This is a genomic window from Psychroflexus curvus (assembly GCF_020164585.1).
Lineage (GTDB): Bacteria > Bacteroidota > Bacteroidia > Flavobacteriales > Flavobacteriaceae > Psychroflexus > Psychroflexus curvus.
In genome coordinates, this window is record NZ_JAIQZF010000002.1 from 158,999 (window position 1) to 178,975 (window position 19,977).

The 19,977-nt window shown below is 37.2% G+C and carries 17 protein-coding genes; 14 read left to right on the top strand and 3 right to left on the bottom strand.

Annotated features, from left to right (window positions below; genetic code table 11):
* Positions 1-3 precede the first annotated feature (3 nt).
* The 3 genes from LB450_RS02960 to LB450_RS02970 all read right to left on the bottom strand — a co-directional run bounded on the left by LB450_RS02960 (position 4) and on the right by LB450_RS02970 (position 3,805).
* Positions 4-192, bottom strand: coding sequence for a hypothetical protein (locus LB450_RS02960; protein ID WP_224486367.1), 189 nt, complete (start codon positions 190-192; stop codon positions 4-6).
* 265 nt (positions 193-457) lie between these two features.
* The gene (locus LB450_RS02965; RefSeq protein WP_224486368.1) at positions 458-2,191 is read right to left on the bottom strand and encodes a M14 family metallopeptidase; all 1,734 of its coding nucleotides are present in this window, start codon (positions 2,189-2,191) and stop codon (positions 458-460) included.
* A 3-nt stretch (positions 2,192-2,194) separates the two neighbouring features.
* Positions 2,195-3,805 carry a M14 family metallopeptidase gene (locus LB450_RS02970; RefSeq protein ID WP_224486369.1) on the bottom strand — a complete coding sequence of 537 codons (1,611 nt, stop codon included), beginning with the start codon at positions 3,803-3,805 and terminating at the stop codon, positions 2,195-2,197.
* 125 nt (positions 3,806-3,930) lie between these two features.
* Between LB450_RS02970 and LB450_RS02975 the strand changes: the two genes are divergently transcribed.
* The 14 genes from LB450_RS02975 (at position 3,931) to LB450_RS03040 (ending at position 19,739) form a co-directional block, all read left to right on the top strand.
* Positions 3,931-5,406, top strand: coding sequence for a DUF5687 family protein (locus LB450_RS02975; RefSeq protein ID WP_224486370.1), 1,476 nt, complete (start codon positions 3,931-3,933; stop codon positions 5,404-5,406).
* 9 nt (positions 5,407-5,415) lie between these two features.
* A complete protein-coding gene (locus LB450_RS02980) occupies positions 5,416-6,120 on the top strand; it encodes an ABC transporter ATP-binding protein (RefSeq protein ID WP_224486371.1) in 705 nt (234 codons plus the stop codon).
* Positions 6,121-6,226: 106 nt separating this feature from the next.
* A complete protein-coding gene (gene porW, locus LB450_RS02985; RefSeq protein WP_224486372.1) occupies positions 6,227-8,773 on the top strand; it encodes a type IX secretion system periplasmic lipoprotein PorW/SprE in 2,547 nt (848 codons plus the stop codon).
* Positions 8,774-8,775: 2 nt separating this feature from the next.
* On the top strand, positions 8,776-9,186 hold the full coding sequence (locus LB450_RS02990) for a bactofilin family protein (RefSeq protein WP_224486373.1): 411 nt from the start codon (positions 8,776-8,778) through the stop codon (positions 9,184-9,186).
* Between the two features lie 5 nt (positions 9,187-9,191).
* Positions 9,192-9,407 (top strand): AtpZ/AtpI family protein, encoded by a 216-nt coding sequence (locus tag LB450_RS02995; protein ID WP_224486374.1) that lies wholly within the window; start codon positions 9,192-9,194, stop codon positions 9,405-9,407.
* 34 nt (positions 9,408-9,441) lie between these two features.
* On the top strand, positions 9,442-9,831 hold the full coding sequence (locus LB450_RS03000) for a DUF6168 family protein (protein WP_224486375.1): 390 nt from the start codon (positions 9,442-9,444) through the stop codon (positions 9,829-9,831).
* Positions 9,832-9,967: 136 nt separating this feature from the next.
* Positions 9,968-11,056, top strand: a complete 1,089-nt coding sequence (gene atpB / locus LB450_RS03005) for a F0F1 ATP synthase subunit A (protein WP_224486376.1) — start codon at positions 9,968-9,970, stop codon at positions 11,054-11,056.
* Positions 11,057-11,082: 26 nt separating this feature from the next.
* The gene (gene atpE, locus LB450_RS03010) at positions 11,083-11,307 is read left to right on the top strand and encodes an ATP synthase F0 subunit C (protein ID WP_003434627.1); all 225 of its coding nucleotides are present in this window, start codon (positions 11,083-11,085) and stop codon (positions 11,305-11,307) included.
* 77 nt (positions 11,308-11,384) lie between these two features.
* The gene (locus LB450_RS03015; RefSeq protein ID WP_224486377.1) at positions 11,385-11,879 is read left to right on the top strand and encodes a F0F1 ATP synthase subunit B; all 495 of its coding nucleotides are present in this window, start codon (positions 11,385-11,387) and stop codon (positions 11,877-11,879) included.
* A gap of 8 nt (positions 11,880-11,887) precedes the next feature.
* The gene (gene atpH, locus LB450_RS03020; RefSeq protein WP_224486378.1) at positions 11,888-12,415 is read left to right on the top strand and encodes an ATP synthase F1 subunit delta; all 528 of its coding nucleotides are present in this window, start codon (positions 11,888-11,890) and stop codon (positions 12,413-12,415) included.
* Positions 12,416-12,456: 41 nt separating this feature from the next.
* Positions 12,457-14,037, top strand: coding sequence for a F0F1 ATP synthase subunit alpha (gene atpA / locus LB450_RS03025; RefSeq protein ID WP_224486379.1), 1,581 nt, complete (start codon positions 12,457-12,459; stop codon positions 14,035-14,037).
* A 10-nt stretch (positions 14,038-14,047) separates the two neighbouring features.
* Complete coding sequence (atpG, locus tag LB450_RS03030; protein ID WP_224486380.1) at positions 14,048-14,917, top strand: ATP synthase F1 subunit gamma; 870 nt, start codon at positions 14,048-14,050, stop codon at positions 14,915-14,917.
* A gap of 136 nt (positions 14,918-15,053) precedes the next feature.
* Entirely contained in the window at positions 15,054-16,307 is a 1,254-nt protein-coding gene (locus tag LB450_RS03035) for a M23 family metallopeptidase (RefSeq protein WP_224486381.1), read from the top strand.
* Between the two features lie 207 nt (positions 16,308-16,514).
* Positions 16,515-19,739 (top strand): TonB-dependent receptor, encoded by a 3,225-nt coding sequence (locus LB450_RS03040; protein ID WP_224486382.1) that lies wholly within the window; start codon positions 16,515-16,517, stop codon positions 19,737-19,739.
* Positions 19,740-19,977 lie beyond the last annotated feature (238 nt).

A 19,977-nucleotide genomic window follows, 5' to 3' on the forward strand; every position in this document is an offset into this window, starting at 1 on the left:
ATTTTAATCAGCAAATTCAATTAAACTTTTTGTTTCTTTTGATTTGTTCTGGTGTTTTTCTTCAGCCATTGGGCTTGCTCTCTGGCTTGTTCTAATGTGGTTGGCAACTGCTTGGATAACTGCATCATAGCTAGCGCTGCTCGTTCCCGAAAGGATAGTTTGTAGTTTATTTTTTATTTGTTTTTGATTCATCAAGTCAATAAAATAGATTGATAAAATGCTTATTTTCTAAAGTTTTAAATATACAAAATCTATGCCTTTAACGTAGAGAGCACACTTCCCTTATATGCTATATGGTTTTCATAATATCTATAAAATAGTGTGCTTCTTATCAACTTATTAGCTTGATTTTGTCACCTTGAGTCCTTGAATAGATCAGATAAGCTAAAGTAGAATGGGTGACAACAACATCTCTACTAAGCCTGTCTTGAGCGAAGTCGAAAGGCTCGATGGAACATTATTCCCTCCAACTTACTTTCCCCCCTTTTTCAGAATCCACATTAATGGTATAGTTTCCTTTGCCAGAGACAATCCATCTTACCTTTACGGTTCCCATGCCTGGAATACTTGGAACCCTTAGGGTTTCTGGATTGTGAACTTGCTCTTTCACTTTATTAAAATCTTCGTCTTCCACAATCATTCCTGTTACGACATCGACATTGGAAATGCTTACAAGGTCTGGTCGTTCAATATTGTATTTTAAATCCTGGCTGCTATGGGTTGGCATTAAGCGTTCATTATAAATAGTAGCTGTTATTTCCTTAAGGCCACCACCTATAGATTTTTCTTCTACATCCAAAATGCTAAGCTTCGGGGTTTGATAAGCATGATATATGGTGAAGGCCATATTTCTATGGGCATCTTGTTCCAAAAGAAATCCGGGATGAGCACGGCCGAAGTTCTTTTTGAACCCCCCAACCTCAATAGTACCATATTGAGGATGCTTGTATTCTTCCCAATCCACAAAAGCATCTCCAAAAGTCAAATACTTATCGACTTTCAACTCTTCTTCCTGATTGCCTCTTCCTTCATTTTTATGAAAATAAAGATAGGAAACCATCAATTCATTGGTATAGGTATAAATCCCTCTTCCCCCATAAAACCAGTCGAGCTCACCACCAAAAACTGAGTATAAATCCTTATAAACAGTGAGGTACCTGTAGCCAGGAATCATTTCTTCCCCCTTTTCTGCTATGGCATCGTAGATGCGAATGTCTTCTCTGTTATAGGTGTCAACATCTTCTTCTGCCCCAGGACCTCTTAAAATCATACCACCGTAGTTGTGGTAACTTTGCGCACCGGCAATATTGGGGTGTTTTATCACAAAATCTGCCACAGCTCTACTTTCAGGCAAGCTAAATGGGTATTTGTAAGCCCCACGTTGCACATAGTCTGGTTGCCATTTCCAGCCCCAGTCTCTGTTGGGGTCGTAGTAACCAATCCCATCTTCGTTAACTTCTCCATCCCTATCAGTATCGATGCCCTCATAGCCAAGCAGTTCATAGTTGCCTTGTTCTTCCATAGAAACCCTTATCAAGCGTCTTTCATCCTGAGGATCCTTTATGTATTGCCCCGTCGGCGATTTCCGAATCATATAAGTAATATGATTGTCATCGTTGAGGTCATTAAATCCATCTTCTCCTGCTTCCCCATCGCCATCGTTGTCAAGGACTATCATTCCAGATCTTGGGGAATGTGGCGTATTGGGTTCTTTCATATAATTATCTCTCGCATCTGGATTGATGGTTGGGACTATATAAAAGGTTTTATCTTTCAGTAACTGATTGATAAAGTCTAATTCCCCAAACATTTCCGTAAGATACCAGGCCGTGTAAAGGGAAAATTCTGCGCCTTGTATTTCGTTGGAATGAATATTACCATCTATGTACATCGCTGGTTTTTCATCTGGATTTCCTGTGTTAAAATCAGAAATCGTTAGCATATAAATATCCTTTCCTTGGTAGGACTTACCGATGCTCTCTAGTCGAGATAACTTCGGGTAGGCGTCTGCAATTTTTTCCATCAGATCTACAATTCCGGCGTAGGTGTTGTAGCGGTTCCAGCTGGCTTCCACTTCGGGTTCGTGAGGCGTACCAATTGCTCTGAAAAATTTTTCCTGAGCCTGAGTTAAGGAGCCAGACATCAACAAGAGCGCAAGGCAAAAAAGTGAAGTATAATTGACTGTTTTCATGGCTTATAAGTTTATGTTTAATTCTGCAAAACCAGTGTGTGGAGCACCAGCTTTTACGTTTAGTTTTCCGTTTCCTTTTACGATCCAAGATAAAGACTTGGTTTCCAAAGCCTGCAACCTGTCGAGTAATTCTATTTTATGACCTGCCACAATATCGTTTTTGGAGGCGCTGATGTCTATTCTGATTTTTCGAAGCCATCTCGAACGTTGTCCAAGTTCAGAATGGGTAGGTAAATTGGCGTTATTGAGCAAGTCCACGCTTATTCGTTTGAGCCCTCCTTTTAGATTTTCAACTTTTAAATTATGAAACTCCAGCTTAGGTTGTTGCTGTGCCAATTTCAGAATAAAATCAGTGTGTTCTATGGCGATGCTATCCACTTTTGTAAACGGAGGGTTTTCCATGACAAAGGGCTTTACACCTCCTACTTCCACAGTTTGGTTTGCAAAGTCGGGGTGATCGATCTTTTCCCAATCCACGAAAACATCATCCCTATTTTCTTGGTCTGCCCATTTCATGAAGTTGAAGAGTTTAGTGTCTTTTATCTTTTCATCTGAAGTGGATGTCGTGTCCTTTTCTGCTTCCGGAATCCACCAGCCTGGGGTGCTAAAACTCAACCTCCCAAAATGAAAATACGCCCACTGAAAGAAATCGCCATCGGTTCCCATATTATCCTGCATAAATGGCTTTTGGGAGATGCTTTCGTTATATAGATCCGAAATCATTTTATTGATGGCAACGTCACCTTCCAAAGGTGAAGAAACGATTCTCTTTTTGGCTTCCTGAGCATTGTATTTAAGTGGAGAAGACAAGTTATTCGCAGGTCCAAAAGTCACAAAGGCATAAATATTCCATTGTTTAAAAAGATAATCGAGTAAGGCCCTGCTTTCTTTTTGTGACACTGCATAATTTCCTGCAAGTGGCTCAAAAGCAGGAAAATTATAGGTAAAACTCTTATTGAAGGCAACACCTTCCTTTAAACCCTCATTGAATTTACCGTCTTTATCGTTATCGATGCCCTCAGAATACACTAGATAGCGTGTTGCCTTTGAAGAGGTTGTATCCACTTCAATTAAAATCTTTTCATTTTCAGGATGAGGGATGTGTTTTCCAAGAGGGCTTTTGACACGAATCTTGGTGATATAGCCATCCTTATTTAAGTCTTCGAAAGGATCTTCATTTAGTCTGCCGTCACGATCATGGTCTAGATTTGCTGCATTTCCTCTGCGCTCGTATTTCAGTTGGTGATGGTACTGAGCGTAAGCTTCCGGGGACATGTTAGGAAAGACGTAAAAAGTGGTTTTGTCCAGAGCTTCCTCATCCGTTGCAATCCGCTCTGCAAATTGTAAAGCCAGCTCTACGCTTAATACATGGTAGCCTTCCACACCGCCAAGAACAGCGATAGCGGGTTTATAATTCACATCTCCTTTGCCAATTTTTAAAACCTGAATGTCATTCCCTCCAATAGTTTCGGTTAAAGTAGAGAGGTTAACATTTGAGTTTTTATCTAAGGATTTTAGGCGTTTGGATATCTGATTAAGGTCTGGATAATCATCCTGGGCATAAGCTAAGCTTTGAGCCAATATCAACAATAAAATTACTGGGATTTGCTTCATTTTTAAAATTTTTTATAAAAATAACTATATTTAATACTTATAAAAATGAATTTTTGAACTTAATTTGAAAAAGCAAGTTTGTAACATTTTAGCAATCTTTAGACTAACCTAAGAAACTTCACGGGATGACTACTAAGCGATTCTTAAGCCTTGAGTGGAAACAATTCAGGCGTTCTTCTTTTTTTGAAAAAGGACTGGCTATTAAGATCTTAATGCTTTTAGGGGCACTTTATTTTGCAAGCATAGCCGTTTTAGCTGGTATTGGGGTGTTTTTTATTTTTAAGACGTCTGTTCCCGATCAGGATCCTTTTGCCCTCATTAATAATTATTTGATTTATTGGGTGCTGGGCGATCTCGCCCTGAGGTACTTTATGCAACAGCTGCCAGTGATGAACATCAAACCTATGTTGTTGCTTCCCATCAAAAGACAGTCGGTTATTCAGTTTTTACTTTTGAAAACATCGTTTTCGTTTTTCAATATTTTACCCTTGTTGTTTTTTATACCCTTAGCTGTTGTGTTGATGGTTCAAGGTTATCATCCAGTCATGGTCTTGCTGTGGTTTATAAGTATTCTGTCCATCAGTTTTTCAATTAACTTTCTGAATTTTATTCTGAATAAAAACAAGACAGTATTTTTTGTCGTCATCGCTTTATTAGCTGCGTTTGTTGGCTTGCAGTATTTTAACGTGTTTGATATAACGCCTTATACTGGAGTCTTCTTTAATTCATTTTACAAAGTCGGTTATACCGTTGTTCTTCCTTTAGCTTTGGTTATTTTCTTATTCAAAATGAATTATAGGTTACTAAGAGCCAATTTTTATGTGGATGGTGCTGTCCAGGCCAAAAAAGAAAAATTCAAAAATTATAATCTTGAATTTTTAAATCGATTTGGAACCTTAGCTACGTTTTTGAAAAACGATGTCAAAATGATTACCAGAAACGCAAGGCCCAAGCAGGTTTTAATAATGTCTTTTTTGTTTTTGTTTTATGGCCTACTCATTTTTACACAGGATATATATAAAGATATGCCTGTTTTTTTAGCCTTTGCTGCCATGTTTGTCACAGGGGGGTTTCTAATGACCTTTGGGCAGTTGGTGCCTTCCTGGGATAGTGAGTATTACAAATTGATGATGAGCCAGAATGTTTCGTATAAACAATACCTGGAGTCCAAATGGTTACTGATGGCTATTGGCTGCGCGGTGTCTTTTATCTTAAGTACGCCTTACATTTATTTTGGCTGGGATATTTTTGCGATGATTGCTGCTGGCGCATCTTTTAATATTGGTCTGAATTCATTTATTACTTTGTATGGTGGTGCGCTGAATAGAGTGCCAATTGAACTCAACCAAAAGGCAAAAGCCTTTAGTAATACTCAGGGTTTCAATCCAACTCAGCTGCTTATCGCCTTGCCCAAAATTCTTGGTCCGATGCTTATTTTCTATGTGCCTTATAAACTTATCAATTTCAATGCAGGTATTATTGTTCTGGCATTGAGCGGAGTTTTAGGCTTAATTTTTAAATCCTACTTCCTCAAACTCATAGAGAACCTGTATCAAAAGACAAAATACAAGACCATTTCAGCCTTTTCAGAAAAAAAATAACGACACCTTATGGAAACGATTATTCAAGTTCAAAATTTATCCAAGAGTTATAATGCCGGTAAAGTTTTAGATATAGAAGCTCTTGACATCCCGAAAGGTCAAAGTTTTGGCTTAGTAGGAAATAATGGAGCAGGGAAAACCACGTTTTTTAGCCTGCTTTTGGATCTTATTCTGCCTACAACAGGGCAGATAGAAAACAAAGGAATTGTGGTGAGTCAAAGCGAAGAATGGAAACCGTTCACGTCCTCATTTATAGACGAAAGTTTTTTGATAGGCTACCTTACTGCTGAAGAATACTTTTATTTCATTGGAGATTTGCGAAACACGTCTAAAGCTGAGGTAGATGAACTTTTGGCAGAGTTTGAAGATTTTTTTCATGGAGAAATCCTGAATCAAAAAAAATATTTGAGAGATTTATCCAAAGGAAATCAAAAGAAAGTAGGAATCGTCGCCACCCTCATCGGCAATCCTGAAGTTGTTATTTTAGACGAGCCTTTTGCCAATCTCGATCCAACCACTCAAATCCGACTTAAAAAAATCATCAAAGAATTGTCTTCTCAAAAACATGTTACGGTTTTGGTTTCTAGTCATGATCTGATGCACGTCACAGAGGTTTGTGAGCGTATTGTGGTTTTGGACAAAGGAGAAGTTGTAAAAGATATTTATACCAGTGAAGCCACCTTGAAAGAGCTGGAGCTTTATTTTGAAAGGTGATTTTTCATTTTTTGAATTGAAAAGCCAGAATTTATAAAATCTGCCTATTTTTACATTTACATACTTTCACTTAAATTTTTCAGTTATAATGGCTAGATTGTTATAGATGCGCATAAAATTTTTACTCGTACTTATTCTTGGGGTGAGTCTGATTACTGCCTGTTCAAGAAAAAAAGATAAATTCTTGAATAGGAATTTTCATGCCATGACAACCTATTATAACATCGTTTATAATGGCAATCTTGCTCTTGATCAAGGCAAAAAAGAAGTTCAAAACGCTTATAATGAAGATTACTGGGCGGTTTTGCCAATTGAAAGAATGGCTATAAAAGAAACGCCTTCACCAAACAGAGGACAAAATTCTGAGGATTCTGAGAATACGCCCTTTCAAAAAGCAGAAGAGAAAGCAACGAAAGCTATCCAAAAACATTCGATGTTTATAGAGGGTGAAGAATTCAATCCACAGATAGACGAAGCTTTTTTGCTTTTGGGAAAAGCCCGTTATTTCGATCAGCGGTTTATCCCTGCCAAAGATGCCTTTAGCTTTATCCTGAATCATTATCCGGAAAGCTCTACCATTAATGAAGCTAAAATCTGGGCTGAAAAAACCAATTTGAGACTTGAAAATACCGATGTAGTTATTCAAAACCTGGATTCGCTAATTCAGACTACGGAATTATCAGCATCAGAACAACATGAAGCATCTTCAACTCTGGCGCAGGCTTATATCTTTGAAGATGAAAAGAAATTAGCTATTTCTCCTTTAAGAACAGCCATAGAAACTGCGCCAGACGACGAAAAGAAAGGAAGGTTGCTTTTCATCAAAGGTCAGTTATTTTCTTTATTAGGAGAAAAAGACAGTGCCAGAGTAAGTTTTGATGCCGTGATTGCTTTGAATAGAAAGTCGCCACGCCGTTATATGATTCATTCAAAACTGGAAAAACTGAGGCTTAAAGATCTTGAAAACACACTTTGGGATGAGACCGAATTGGTTTTTCAGGAAATGATAGAAAACCGAGAAAATCGCCCTTTTTTAGACTTTATACACTACGATAATGCAGTTTTCAGGTTAGCAAAAGATTCTGTAGAACTGGCCATAGATAAATTCAATGCATCTCTTAGAGAGGAGCCTCGCGATAAGTATTTGAAAAGCAGAAATTATTTTAATCTTGGTGAGATCTTTTTTGGCAAAGCGTCTTACGAAACCGCTGGTAAATATTATGACAGCACGTTGACCAATTTATCGGAGACTACTTTAGAGCATATTCAGATTAAAAGGAAAAGGGACAATCTGGAAGAGGTTATTAGATTTGAAAGAATTGTAAAGGAAAATGACAGCATTTTAGATTTAGTGAGTGCTTCAGACGAAGAACGCATTAACATATTCACCGCTTACATAAAAGAACTTAAGGAAGAAGAAAAAAGTGTCTTCGCCAGCGAAACCGCTTCTAAATTAGCCAATTCTAGATTTGGTCAACAGAAGAGTAAAATTGGAGCAGGAAAAACCAGTACCAGTAACTTTTATTTTTATGACAGCAGTGAACTACAAAAGGGGGAGCAGGCGTTTAAGAAGATTTGGGGGGATATACAGCTAACGGATGATTGGAGAAGGAATCCTGTCAGAAACACCGGACTTGAAAATGAAAGCGAAGAAGCTATTGTAGATGAGGAACCTTTAAAAGCAGAATACGATCCCGAAACCTATATCGCAAAAATCCCTGATGATGAAAAAATAATCGATAGTATTTCTGCTGAGAGAAACTTCGCGAATTATCAACTCGGTATCATCTACAAGGATAAATTCAGAAAATATAATCTAGCTATTTCAAATTTGACTAATCTGCTGGAGAGTAATCCAGAGGAGCGTCTTATTTTGCCTTCCAAATATTACCTCTATAAAATCTATGATGAGATTGGTGATGATGTGATGGCCAACCAATGGAAATCGGATATATTGAACCAGCATCCGGATTCCAGATATGCTAGTATATTAAGAAATCCTGAAGCCTATAGAACTGCAGCCAATAATCCTCAAAATATTTATAACGTGTTGTACAGGGATTACAAAGCTGGGAATTATGAAGACGTTTTTGAAGAAATTGAAACTTATACACATGTTTTTGTAGGAAATTCGATTCTGCCAAAATTAGAACTTCTCAAAGCCCGGGTCATTGCCAAACTTGAAGGAATAGAAGCTTACACAGAAGCGCTTAATTACGTAGCTTTAACTTACCCTCAATCTAAAGAAGGTAAATATGCTCAGGAAAAATACAGGGAATTAAAGAATGCCTCTTTTTCGGCTGAATTTGATATGGAGCCAGATCCTGATGCTGAATATATATTGGTATTTAATTTTAACAGAAAAGCTATACAAGAGTCTGAAATTGAAGAAGTTAAGAAAAATTTATCTGCTGCTATACAAAAAGAGGAAGATCTTGAGTTGTCCCTTAGGGAAGATGTTTATAACCAGAATCAAACTTTGGTCACTATCGATGGTCTTAAAAGTGAATCAAGTGCCGAAACTTTAGTTAAAAAGCTTATTAATAATGCTATTATTGACAAAAATTTCACTTATTTTGCGATATCACAAGAAAATTACAAGATTGTTCAGATCAATAAAAACCTTGATGATTATTTAGAAAATTATAGATAAATATGTTTTCAGAAAAAAAAAGACCAGTGAATTCAGACTTAACCAAGGAGCAAAATAAAATAGCTCAAGGAACTACTTTTACAGGAAATATTGAGTCACAGGGGAGTTTCCGAATAGAAGGAAAATTGATAGGAAATATCAAAACGCCCGGAAAAATTGTTGTAGGTAAAACAGGTTACATCGAAGGTCAGATCGAGTGTGAAAACGCAGATTTTGAAGGAGAGTTTAAAGGAGAATTAAAAGTGAGTAAATTTTTGACCTTACGAGCTACTGCCAAAATTGAAGGGGAAGTGTTTACGGATAAACTCTCTATAGAACCTGGGGCTGCGCTAAATGCGACTTGTAATATGAAAGGCAATGTAAAATCTCTGTCCAGAAAAGAGCAAGCAACTATAACCAAAAAAAGAGCCTAAAGATAGTGTCCAAAAGGAACAATAAGCCTAATCCCTGGTTGTACTTTACCGGACTGGGTTTGCAAATGGCTATTGTTATTGCTGGTTCTGTTTTCTTAGGGATCTGGCTGGATAAAACTTACACAGATTCTTCCAGAGTATTTACTATTGTTTTATCCCTTCTTGGTATTTTCGTTGCCCTGATACAGGTCATTACTTCACTAAAAAATTTTAAGGAATAAAACATGTGGCCATTAAAACATTAAAAACAAACACATGAAAAAGAGTTTTCAGAATCCTTATATCTCGATATTAATTTTTTCTTTAGTTGTCTTTCTAATTCACTGGGGGCTAGATTCAGCATTATCCATAATTACTTACTATTCTATCAGCTCAATTTATCTATTTCATGTTATTTCCGCATTAGCTGTAGCAGGAATTATACACCTGGTTTATGTAAATTCCAAAGACTATGCTGGCTATGCTTTTATGGGGACGAGTTTACTGAAGATGCTGGCAGCTATACTTTTTTTACTTCCAGGATTTCTTTCAGAAGAAAAGCCCTCGTTCGCTAATATCTTGAACTTTTTTGTGCCTTACTTTTTGTTTTTAATTTTTGAAGCTATACAGGTCATCAAACTCATCAACCCAAAAGAGGAAAACTAAACTGAATAGTTTCACAAAAATGTAAAAATTATTTTTACGTTAAAGAAGAAATATTTTTTTGAAGCTTTCATTTAAAATTAGAAAGTAAAAACATACATTTGCACGAAATTTTGAATTGATATTAAGTCAACTATTTATGGCAACACACAAATCTTCTAAGATTACAGTGGCTTTCATGCTCATGCTTGTTTTGAATTCCTTTTCTTCTTTCGCTCAGCTAGACACTGAAGAAGTGATCGACGAAAGTTTCAATCCTACTGAAATGATTATGCACCATATTGGTGACTCTCACGAATGGCATTTTTTTGGGGAAGGTGAGGACTCTTTTACGCTACCATTGCCTGTCATCTTGTGGACAGATAAAGGAATGGTGTCGTTTATGTCAAGTGAATTCCATCATGATACTGAAGGAGAACATATAGTTGAGGCCAACGGTCAGAAATTTGTCAATTATCACGGTAAAATTTACGTTTTAAACGAAGGGGAGTCCGAATTAGACTACAATGAAGAAGCGCATGCGGCTTTAAATGCTGACCACCCATTTGATATTTCCATAACTAAGAACGTAGCGTCCATGCTTTTAACATCAGTCTTGATGTTTATTCTTTTTATGGGTCTGGCAAAGCATTATAAAAAATCTAAAAAAGCCCCAAAAGGCTTTAAAAATATACTGGAAACCTTAGTCATTTTTGTGAGAGATGAAATTGCAAAACCTCAGATAGGCGAAAAGAAATATATGAAATTTATGCCGTTTTTGTTAACGGTCTTTTTCTTCATCTGGATTGCTAACCTGATGGGTTTATTGCCAGGAGCAGCTAATTTAACCGGGAATATTTCTGTGACCGTTGCTTTAGGACTGTTTACATTAGCGCTTATCCTGATGAATGGTAATAAGGATTACTGGCAACACGTTTTCTGGATGCCAGGCATTCCTACACCGGTGAAACCAATCTTAGCGATTGTAGAAATCCTTGGGGTATTCATCAAGCCGATTGCACTTATGATTCGTTTGTTTGCGAACATCACAGCAGGTCATATTATTATTTTGAGTTTAATAGGATTGATTTTTATTCTGGAAACAGCAGGTGTTGCAGCTATTTCGGTTCCTTTTGCATTGTTTATTACAGTTTTAGAATTATTAGTTGCATTTTTGCAAGCATTTATATTTACCTTATTGTCGGCTCTATTTATAGGGATGGCAGTACAAGAACATGAACATCATTAATCTTTAATTTTTAATTTTTATTTACTATGGAATTATTACACGTAGGTATTGCAGCTTTAGGAGCTGGTTTAGCAGTTTTAGGAGCAGGAATTGGCGTTGGTAAAATCGGTGGCTCTGCCATGGAAGCTATCGCTCGTCAACCAGAAGCTTCTGGAAAAATTCAAACCGCAATGATTATTGCTGCTGCACTTGTAGAGGGTGTTGCTCTTTTTGGAGTAGTTGCCGCTTTATTAGGTGTCCTAACCACTTAAAATGATGAAAACCCTCATAACCAACGGTTGGTTGGATGAGGGTTTTATTTTTTAGAACCAAAAACTAGTTATCATATATGGATTTAATTACTCCTGAATACGGATTATTTGTGTGGCAAGTTGTTGTCATGATTATTCTTATAGTCTTGTTGACAAAGTTCGCCTGGAAACCTGTCATGAAAGCTGTTGGTGAAAGAGAAGCTTCGATCAATGATGCTTTAGCTTCTGCTGAAAAAGCCAAGGAAGAAATGGCAAACCTGAAAGCTGACAATGAAAAAATGCTTCAACAGGCCAGAACCGAAAGAGATGAAATGCTAAAGGAAGCTCAGCAAATGAAGAAAAACATCATGGCTGAAGCTACGGAAGATGCCAATCAAAAAGCTGAACAAATTCTTGAAAAAGCACAGGCGGCTATTCAGAATGAAAAGAAAACAGCTTTAGCAGAAATCAAGTCTCAAGTGGCTGAATTATCAGTTCAGATTGCTGAAACTGTCGTTAAAAAACAGTTGGATGATAAGAAAGAACAGATGGATTTAGTGAACAAAATGCTTGACGACGTCAAACTTAACTAAGAAGACACATGGGAAGTAGAGCAGGAAAAAGGTACGCGAAAGCCATTATTGAATTGGCTCAGGATGAAAAGCTGGAAGATAAACTTCTGGAGAACTTCAATTCTATACAGTCTACCATTTCCAACAATAAAAATCTTAGACTGATGCTTGCTAGCCCGTTAATTGAAGTAAGCAAAAAAGAGGCTGTGCTTCTAGAAGTTTTTGATAGTGTTGAGACTTTAGTCAAAAAACTTATCAAAACTCTGGCTGACAATAATCGTGTTGAATTATTGGAAGACGTATCGCAGGCCTATATCGAACTTTACAATTCTATACACCACATTCAATCGGCCACTGTTATTACAGCAGTTGAGATGAATAAAGAGTTAGAAGAAAAAGTTCAATCAAAAATTAAAGAAATTACTGGTTACACAGCAAATCTCACAAACCAAGTCGATGAATCCATTCTTGGTGGTTTTATACTCAGATTGAAAGACCTTCAATTTGATGGAAGTGTATCCAGCAGTCTTAACCGATTCAAAAGACAATTATCATAATACTAAACGGTATGTACTTACCATTTAATGCAAAATAAATTATGGCTGAAGTAAACTCTGCTGAAGTTTCAGCAATCTTAAAAAAACAAATCTCTGGTTTCGAATCTGAAACCTCTCTGGATGAAGTAGGAACGGTACTAAGAGTTGGTGATGGTATCGCCAACGTGTATGGTCTGACCAATGCACAACTCGGTGAACTTGTTGAATTTGAAGGAGGACTAAATGGGATGGTACTTAACCTTGAGGAAGACACTGTAGGTGTGGTGCTTTTAGGAAAGTCCAATGACATTAATGAAGGAGATTCTGTTAAGAGAACCAAGAAGATCTCTTCTATCCAGGTAGGAGAAGGAATCGTTGGTCGTGTCGTGAATACGTTAGGTGAAACTATCGATGGAAAAGGCGACATAGATGGAGAAACTTTCCTCATGCCTATCGAAAGAAAAGCTCCCGGGGTTATTTACAGACAACCCGTTACTGAACCTATGCAGACTGGTATTAAATCTATCGATGCCATGGTTCCTGTAGGAAGAGGACAAAGAGAATTGGTGATTGGTGACAGACAGACAGGTAAAACCTCTGTATGTATCGATACTATTTTAAATCAAAAAGAATTTTTCGACAAAGGAGAGCCAGTTTACTGTATCTATGTAGCGATTGGTCAAAAGGCCTCTACGGTTGCCGGTATTGCTAACCTTTTGGAAGAAAGAGGAGCCTTGGCTTATACAACTATCGTCGCTGCAAATGCATCTGATCCTGCTGCTATGCAGGTGTACGCTCCGCTAGCTGGTGCTGCAATTGGTGAGTATTTCAGAGATACAGGAAGACCAGCACTTATTATTTATGATGATTTATCAAAGCAGGCTGTGGCTTACCGTGAAGTCTCTTTATTATTGAGAAGACCTCCAGGTCGTGAAGCTTATCCTGGTGATGTATTTTACCTTCACTCCAGATTGCTGGAGCGTTCAGCAAAAATCATAGACGACGATGGCATTGCTCAACAAATGAATGACTTGCCAGAAGCTTTAAAAGGAAAAGTAAAAGGAGGTGGATCTTTGACTGCTTTACCGATTATTGAAACACAGGCAGGTGACGTTTCTGCCTATATTCCTACCAACGTGATTTCGATTACGGATGGACAGATTTTCTTAACCTCAGATCTATTTAACTCTGGTGTAAGACCAGCTATTGACGTAGGTATTTCTGTATCACGTGTTGGAGGATCTGCTCAGATTAAATCGATGAAGAAAGTGGCGGGTACATTAAAACTTGACCAGGCACAATACAGAGAGCTTGAAGCTTTTGCTAAATTTGGATCCGATTTGGATGCTTCTACTCAAAACACCATTGAAAAAGGTAAACGTAACGTTGAAATTTTAAAGCAGGCAGAAGCCAATCCATTTGCTGTTGAAGACCAAATTGCAATCGTTTATGCCGGAACCAAAAATTTAATGAGAAATGTTCCTGTAGACAAAATCAAAGAATTTGAAAAAGATTACCTGTCTTACCTGAACTCTAAGCATCGTGATGTTTTAGACCAGCTTAAAGCAGGTAAATATAATGACGAACTTACAGATACGCTTGAAAGTGCTGCAAAAGAAATCTCAGCAAAATACCAAGCATAAAGCTTAATTTATGGCTAATTTAAAGGAATTAAGAAGTAGGATTACATCGGTATCATCTACGATGCAGATTACCAGTGCCATGAAAATGGTATCTGCTGCAAAGTTGAATCGTGCTCAAAATGCAATTGAGGATATGCGTCCTTATGCAGAAAAGCTTACTGAACTTTTACAAGGCCTGAGCGCGTCTATGGATAAGGATACGGACAGCCCTTATTCTGATCAAAGAGAAATTAAGAACGTTCTAGTTATTGCTATATCTTCTAACAGAGGACTGGCTGGAGCTTTCAATACGAACATTGTTAAGCGGGTAAGAAACCTTATGCAGGAAACCTATGCTGACAATTCGGTAGATATTATCGCTATTGGGAAAAAAGCTGGCGATGTTTTAAGAAAAAACAATGACATAAAAGAATCTTACACTGATATTTATGATGATTTGTCCTATGAAGATGTAGCTGAAATTGCTGAGCATCTGATGGAATTATTCAAGTCTGGTAACTATGACAAGATTGAATTGGTTTACAACAGTTTCAAAAATGCTGCGACACAAATCGTAACTACTGAGCAGTTTTTACCAATCAAACCTGCAAGTGAAAAGGAAGGTGAAGGCATGTCTTCTGACTATATTTTTGAACCTAATAAAATTGAAATTGTAGAGGATTTAATTCCAAAGTCTTTGAAAATCCAATTGTTTAAGGCGATTAGAGATTCTGTAGCATCAGAACACGGAGCGAGGATGACTGCGATGCATAAAGCTACAGACAATGCTACCGAGTTAAGAGATGATTTAAAATTATCTTACAACAAAGCAAGACAAGCTTCTATTACCAATGAAATTTTGGAAATTGTGGCAGGTGCAGAAGCTTTGGCAGATAGCTAATTTAGAACGATTGCAAAAAATTAAAATAAGAAAAGTCTCTTTTTGAGACTTTTCTTATTTTAGATAATTCTACCCAAAAATCGGTATTGACTTCTTATAATAAAGCGTATTTTTGGCGTTTTTAACAAAGACCTTTATGTTCAGATTTTTCAACTTTCGTCTTCTCTCTTTGTTACTGGGTATTCTCGTTATATCCTGTAATGATGATGTTGAAACTACTCCAGAAAAGGAAATAGAAACTATTAAAGTTGAAAAAATACCAGAGCCCAAAATATTTGGCTTTAACCTCAACGATTATGAAGTTGTTTTTGATACTGTAAGGCGCGGCGATACGTTTGGAACCATCATGGACAGCCATGGCGTTTCTCCAGGAAAAGTGTATCAGCTTACCCAGAGTATCCCGGATTCTGTGATGAATTTCAGAAGAATAAATCCTGGCAAACCTTATGCGGTTTTTAAAAGCAAAGATTCCACACAACGCGTAGAGCACTTCGTTTATCAAAATTCAGTTATTAATTATGCGGTTATTAGTCTGGACAGCGTAAAGGGGACTGCCAAGTCTAAACCTGTTACTATCAAACAGAAAACCACATCAGGTGTGATTTCTTCGTCGCTTTCAGCAGCGATAGATGAAGCAGGTCTGGATTATTTACTGACCAACAGATTTGCTGATATTTATCAGTGGAGTGTTGACTTTTTTAAACTTCAGGAAGGTGATCAGTTTAAGCTGATTTACAAAGAAAAATATATAGATGATACCATCTATGCTGGACTTGAAAGTATAGATGCCGCTGTTTTAAAACACAGAGGTCGTGAGTTTTATGCGTTTGAATTTGAAATGGATTCTTTAACAGGTCGTACAGATTACTTTGATGAGGAGGCTAAAACGCTTAGAAAGTTTTTCCTGAAGGCACCTTTGCAGTTTAGCAGAATATCTTCTCGCTACACAAGACGTCGTTTTCACCCTGTGCAGAGACGCTGGAAAGCTCATAAAGGAACAGATTATGCTGCAGGTACAGGAACTCCCATTTGGTCTACGGCCGATGGTGTCGTGACAAAAGCCAGCTATACCAGGGGAAATGGCAATTATGTGAAAGTGAGACATACCAGTAAATACTCTACACAATATTTACACATGTCCAGACGTGCTGTTAAAGTAGGTCAATACGTAAAGCAGGGAGAGATCATTGGCTACGTCGGGCAAACGGGTTTAGCCACTGGTCCTCACGTTTGCTACAGGTTTTGGGTTAATGGGAGACAGGTAGATCCCTACAAGGAGGATTTACCCGAAGCTGAACCTATGAAAGAAGAACTCAAACCTTCTTATTTTGAATTTATGGCCCCTTTAAAAGTTCAACTTGATAATGTTGAGTACAAAGAAATTATGTAATTCACCTTTTGAAGTTATTATTGGCAATAATTTAAAGCACTTAGCATACTGTATCCTAACAAATTAACAACTCAAGATATTTGATCCCGATTGAGTAGTCTTCCACGGTTTTAAAATTTAATTTTTTAACAGGTATTCTTAACCTTGTCTTAATATTAGAACTTTCCATCTAGGCTTTCTTTGCATAAAAAATAAAAAAAAAATCAAATGAAAAAATTACTACTTGGCTTATTCTTTATCATGGGAATAGGCGTTTATGCCCAAGGGGTGACAACCTCATCGATGAGCGGTAAGATTACAGACAGTACAGGAGAACCATTGCCTGGAGCAAATGTTCTTGCTGTACACACGCCAACTGGAACTCAGTATGGTGTTGTAACAGATTTTGATGGTTTTTACCGTATCTCAAACATGAGAGTTGGTGGACCATATACTTTTAAGATTACCTATGTTGGTTTTGAAAACATTGAATTAGAAGGAATTTACCTTAACTTAGGTGATACTGAAAGAATCAGCAGACAAATGTCTGAGTCCTCTAATGCTTTAGACGAAGTTGTTATTTCAGCGTCAAGAAACGGAATTTTTGATTCTGGACAAACAGGTTCAAACACGAATATATCTCAAAGACAAGTTGCAAACCTTCCTTCTGCAACACGTTCGTTAGGAGATTTTATTAGAACAACTCCAGAAGCTCAAGTAGGTGAGAATGGAAGTATTTCCTTAGGTGGTCAAAACAACAGATACAACGCTATTTATGTGGATGGTGCGGTTAGTAATGATGCCTTTGGTCTTGCTGGTTCAGGAACCAACGGAGGACAGACAGGTGTAAGCCCAATCTCAATTGACGCGATTGAGTCTTTCCAGGTTAATCTAGCTCCATTTGATGTAAGACAATCTGGTTTTGCAGGTGGGTCTATCAATGCGATTACACGTTCTGGCTCAAATAACACAGAAGGGTCTGCTTATTATTACTTAAGAAATCAGGATTTAGCTGGTAAGACACCGACTGCGATAAATGAAGATGAAAGGGAAAAATTGACTGACTTCACTGCAGAGCTTTTTGGTGCTCGAATAGGTGGTGCTATTGTAAAAGATAAATTATTTTATTTTATCAATTATGAAAGACAAGACGAGGTAACTCCACAGCCATTTAATTTTGATCGTTATCAAGGTGATGCATCTAGACAAGACATTTCTAACTTAAAGCAGGGTTTGATTGATAACTATGGTTATAATCCTGGTGTTTTTGAAAATAATCCTTCAAAACTTGTAAGTGATAAACTTATTACTAGAATTGACTGGAATATTAACGATAAAAATAGCATCACATTTAAAAATTCTTATGTAAATGCTGAAAATACAAATCCAAGACAAAGTAATGCCAGAAACCTAAACTTCACTGGTAGGGGTGTATTTTTTCCTTCAAGAACTAACTCAACAACTTTGGAGTGGAGTACAACTAATGGTTCTGATATGTCTAATAACCTTCTTATTGCATATACAGATGTTTTAGATGACAGAAACCCAACAGGAAACCCATTCCCAGCTGTACAGATCTTCGATGGTTCGGGAAGTATTTATTTTGGTTCTGAGCCATTTTCAACGGCTAACTTATTAGAGCAAAAAGTATTGAATATTACTAATAACTTTGAATACTATACTGGTCGTCATAAATTAACATTCGGTGTTAACTTTGAACATTTTGATGCTAAGAATGTATTTTTTAGACAAAATTTTGGTCAATATAGATTTTCTTCACTTTCTGATTTTAACACTTATCTTGACGGTGTTAGCGGAAATGAGGAGCCTGCAAGATTTTTCGATAGAGGATACTCTCTTATAGGCGGCACAGGAGACAACTCAGCTGGGGCTGCAGAATTTACTTACTCTCAACTAGGGTTCTACGCACAAGATGATGTAGATGTAACAGATGATTTGAAAGTGAGTTTAGGATTGCGTATCGATATGCCGTACTTTAGTGATGGTTTAGTAAATGATGATTTTAATACCAGAACTGTTCAGCTTTTAGAAGCCAACGGTAAAGACTTGCAGGGAGCAAGAGTTGGACAGGGTATCGATACTCAGGTACACTTTTCTCCAAGATTAGGATTTTCATGGGATGTTGGTGGAAATAAAACAACTCAAGTACGAGGTGGGGTTGGTGTATTTACTTCTAGAATTCCTCTGGTTTGGCCAGGTGGCGCATACAATAATAACGGTTTAACTGCAGGATTTGTTGATGAAAGGGCTATTAATGGAGATGTATTCTTTAATCCAGATCCATTTGACCAGCCAGTTCAGCCAGGAGCTGAACCAGGTACCGGATCTACAGGTGGACAAATTGACATATTTGCTCCAGACTTTAAGTTACCTCAGGTTGCTAAATACAACATCGCTGTTGATCAAAAGTTACCAATTTGGAATTTAATAGCTTCGGGAGAGTTTTTATACAACGACATTTTAAATAACGTTTTTTATGAAAACGTAAATTTAAGAGGACCAGTAGGAACACTCAACGGAGCGGATAATAGACCTTATTACAACCGTAGAGATTTGATAGATGACAACTATTCTAGTATCTTTTTAGGAACGAATACTAGTGAAGGTTATGCTTACAACGCTACTTTCAAGCTGACAAAGCCATTTCAAAATGGATTTGCTGGACAGATAGCTTATACTTACGGTGAATCTTACAATATTTTTGAAGGGACATCATCGCAAAACTCATCACAGTGGAGAGGACTTGAAACTGTAAATGGTAAAAATGCTAATCCAGGTATTCAGCGTTCTAACTTTTCTTTAGGTTCAAGAATTTCTGCAAATGCATCTTATGAGTACGAGTGGAATGATAATGTAAAAAGTACACTATCTTTATTTTATGCAGGTGAAGAAGGATCTCCTTTCACTTACTTGTACAACAATAGACAAGCTAACATCTTAAATGATGATTCCAGAGATAATGCTTTGATCTATATCCCTAGAGATGCAAGTGAAATCACTTTTGCTGGGACTCCAGTAGAGCAACAAGAGCAGTGGGAAGCATTTAACAGTTTTATTAATAGAAGCGATTATCTAAGTGAGAGAAGAGGGCAATATTCTGAGCGTAACGGCGAGAGAGGGCCTTGGAGTCACATCGTCGACTTGAAGTTTTTACAGGATTTCAGTCTTAATTTAAATAGCAAAAAACACACGTTCCAATTATCATTCGATATTTTCAACTTCACAAATCTTATCAATAAAGATTGGGGACGTAGACCATTTATTCCTGGAAGTGTAGGAATCTTAGATGTTGAAGAGGGTGGACCAGATCCTGTGTTTAGCTTTAATTCAGACAGATTTGGATCAGAGGAAGATCTTGAGATTTTCGATGACTCAGGAATCCTTTCGTCAAGATGGCAAATGCAAATTGGTTTAAGATATATCTTTAAATAAATTAAATTTCATCTTTTATATTGAAAAAGAGATCCGCCCAGGCGGATCTCTTTTTTTTAACAATTAATTTAAGATTACTCTAAATTAAGCTGAGTGTTTTATAGAATATAGTATTTGCTCCGTGTTGCAATCGACTTCACTCTTAAGCTCTATTGATTTCGTCAATCCCAGTAAATACTAGCTATTCACGTATTAGTCTTAACTTTTTCAGGTCAAACAAGAGATAATCCGGGGCTAT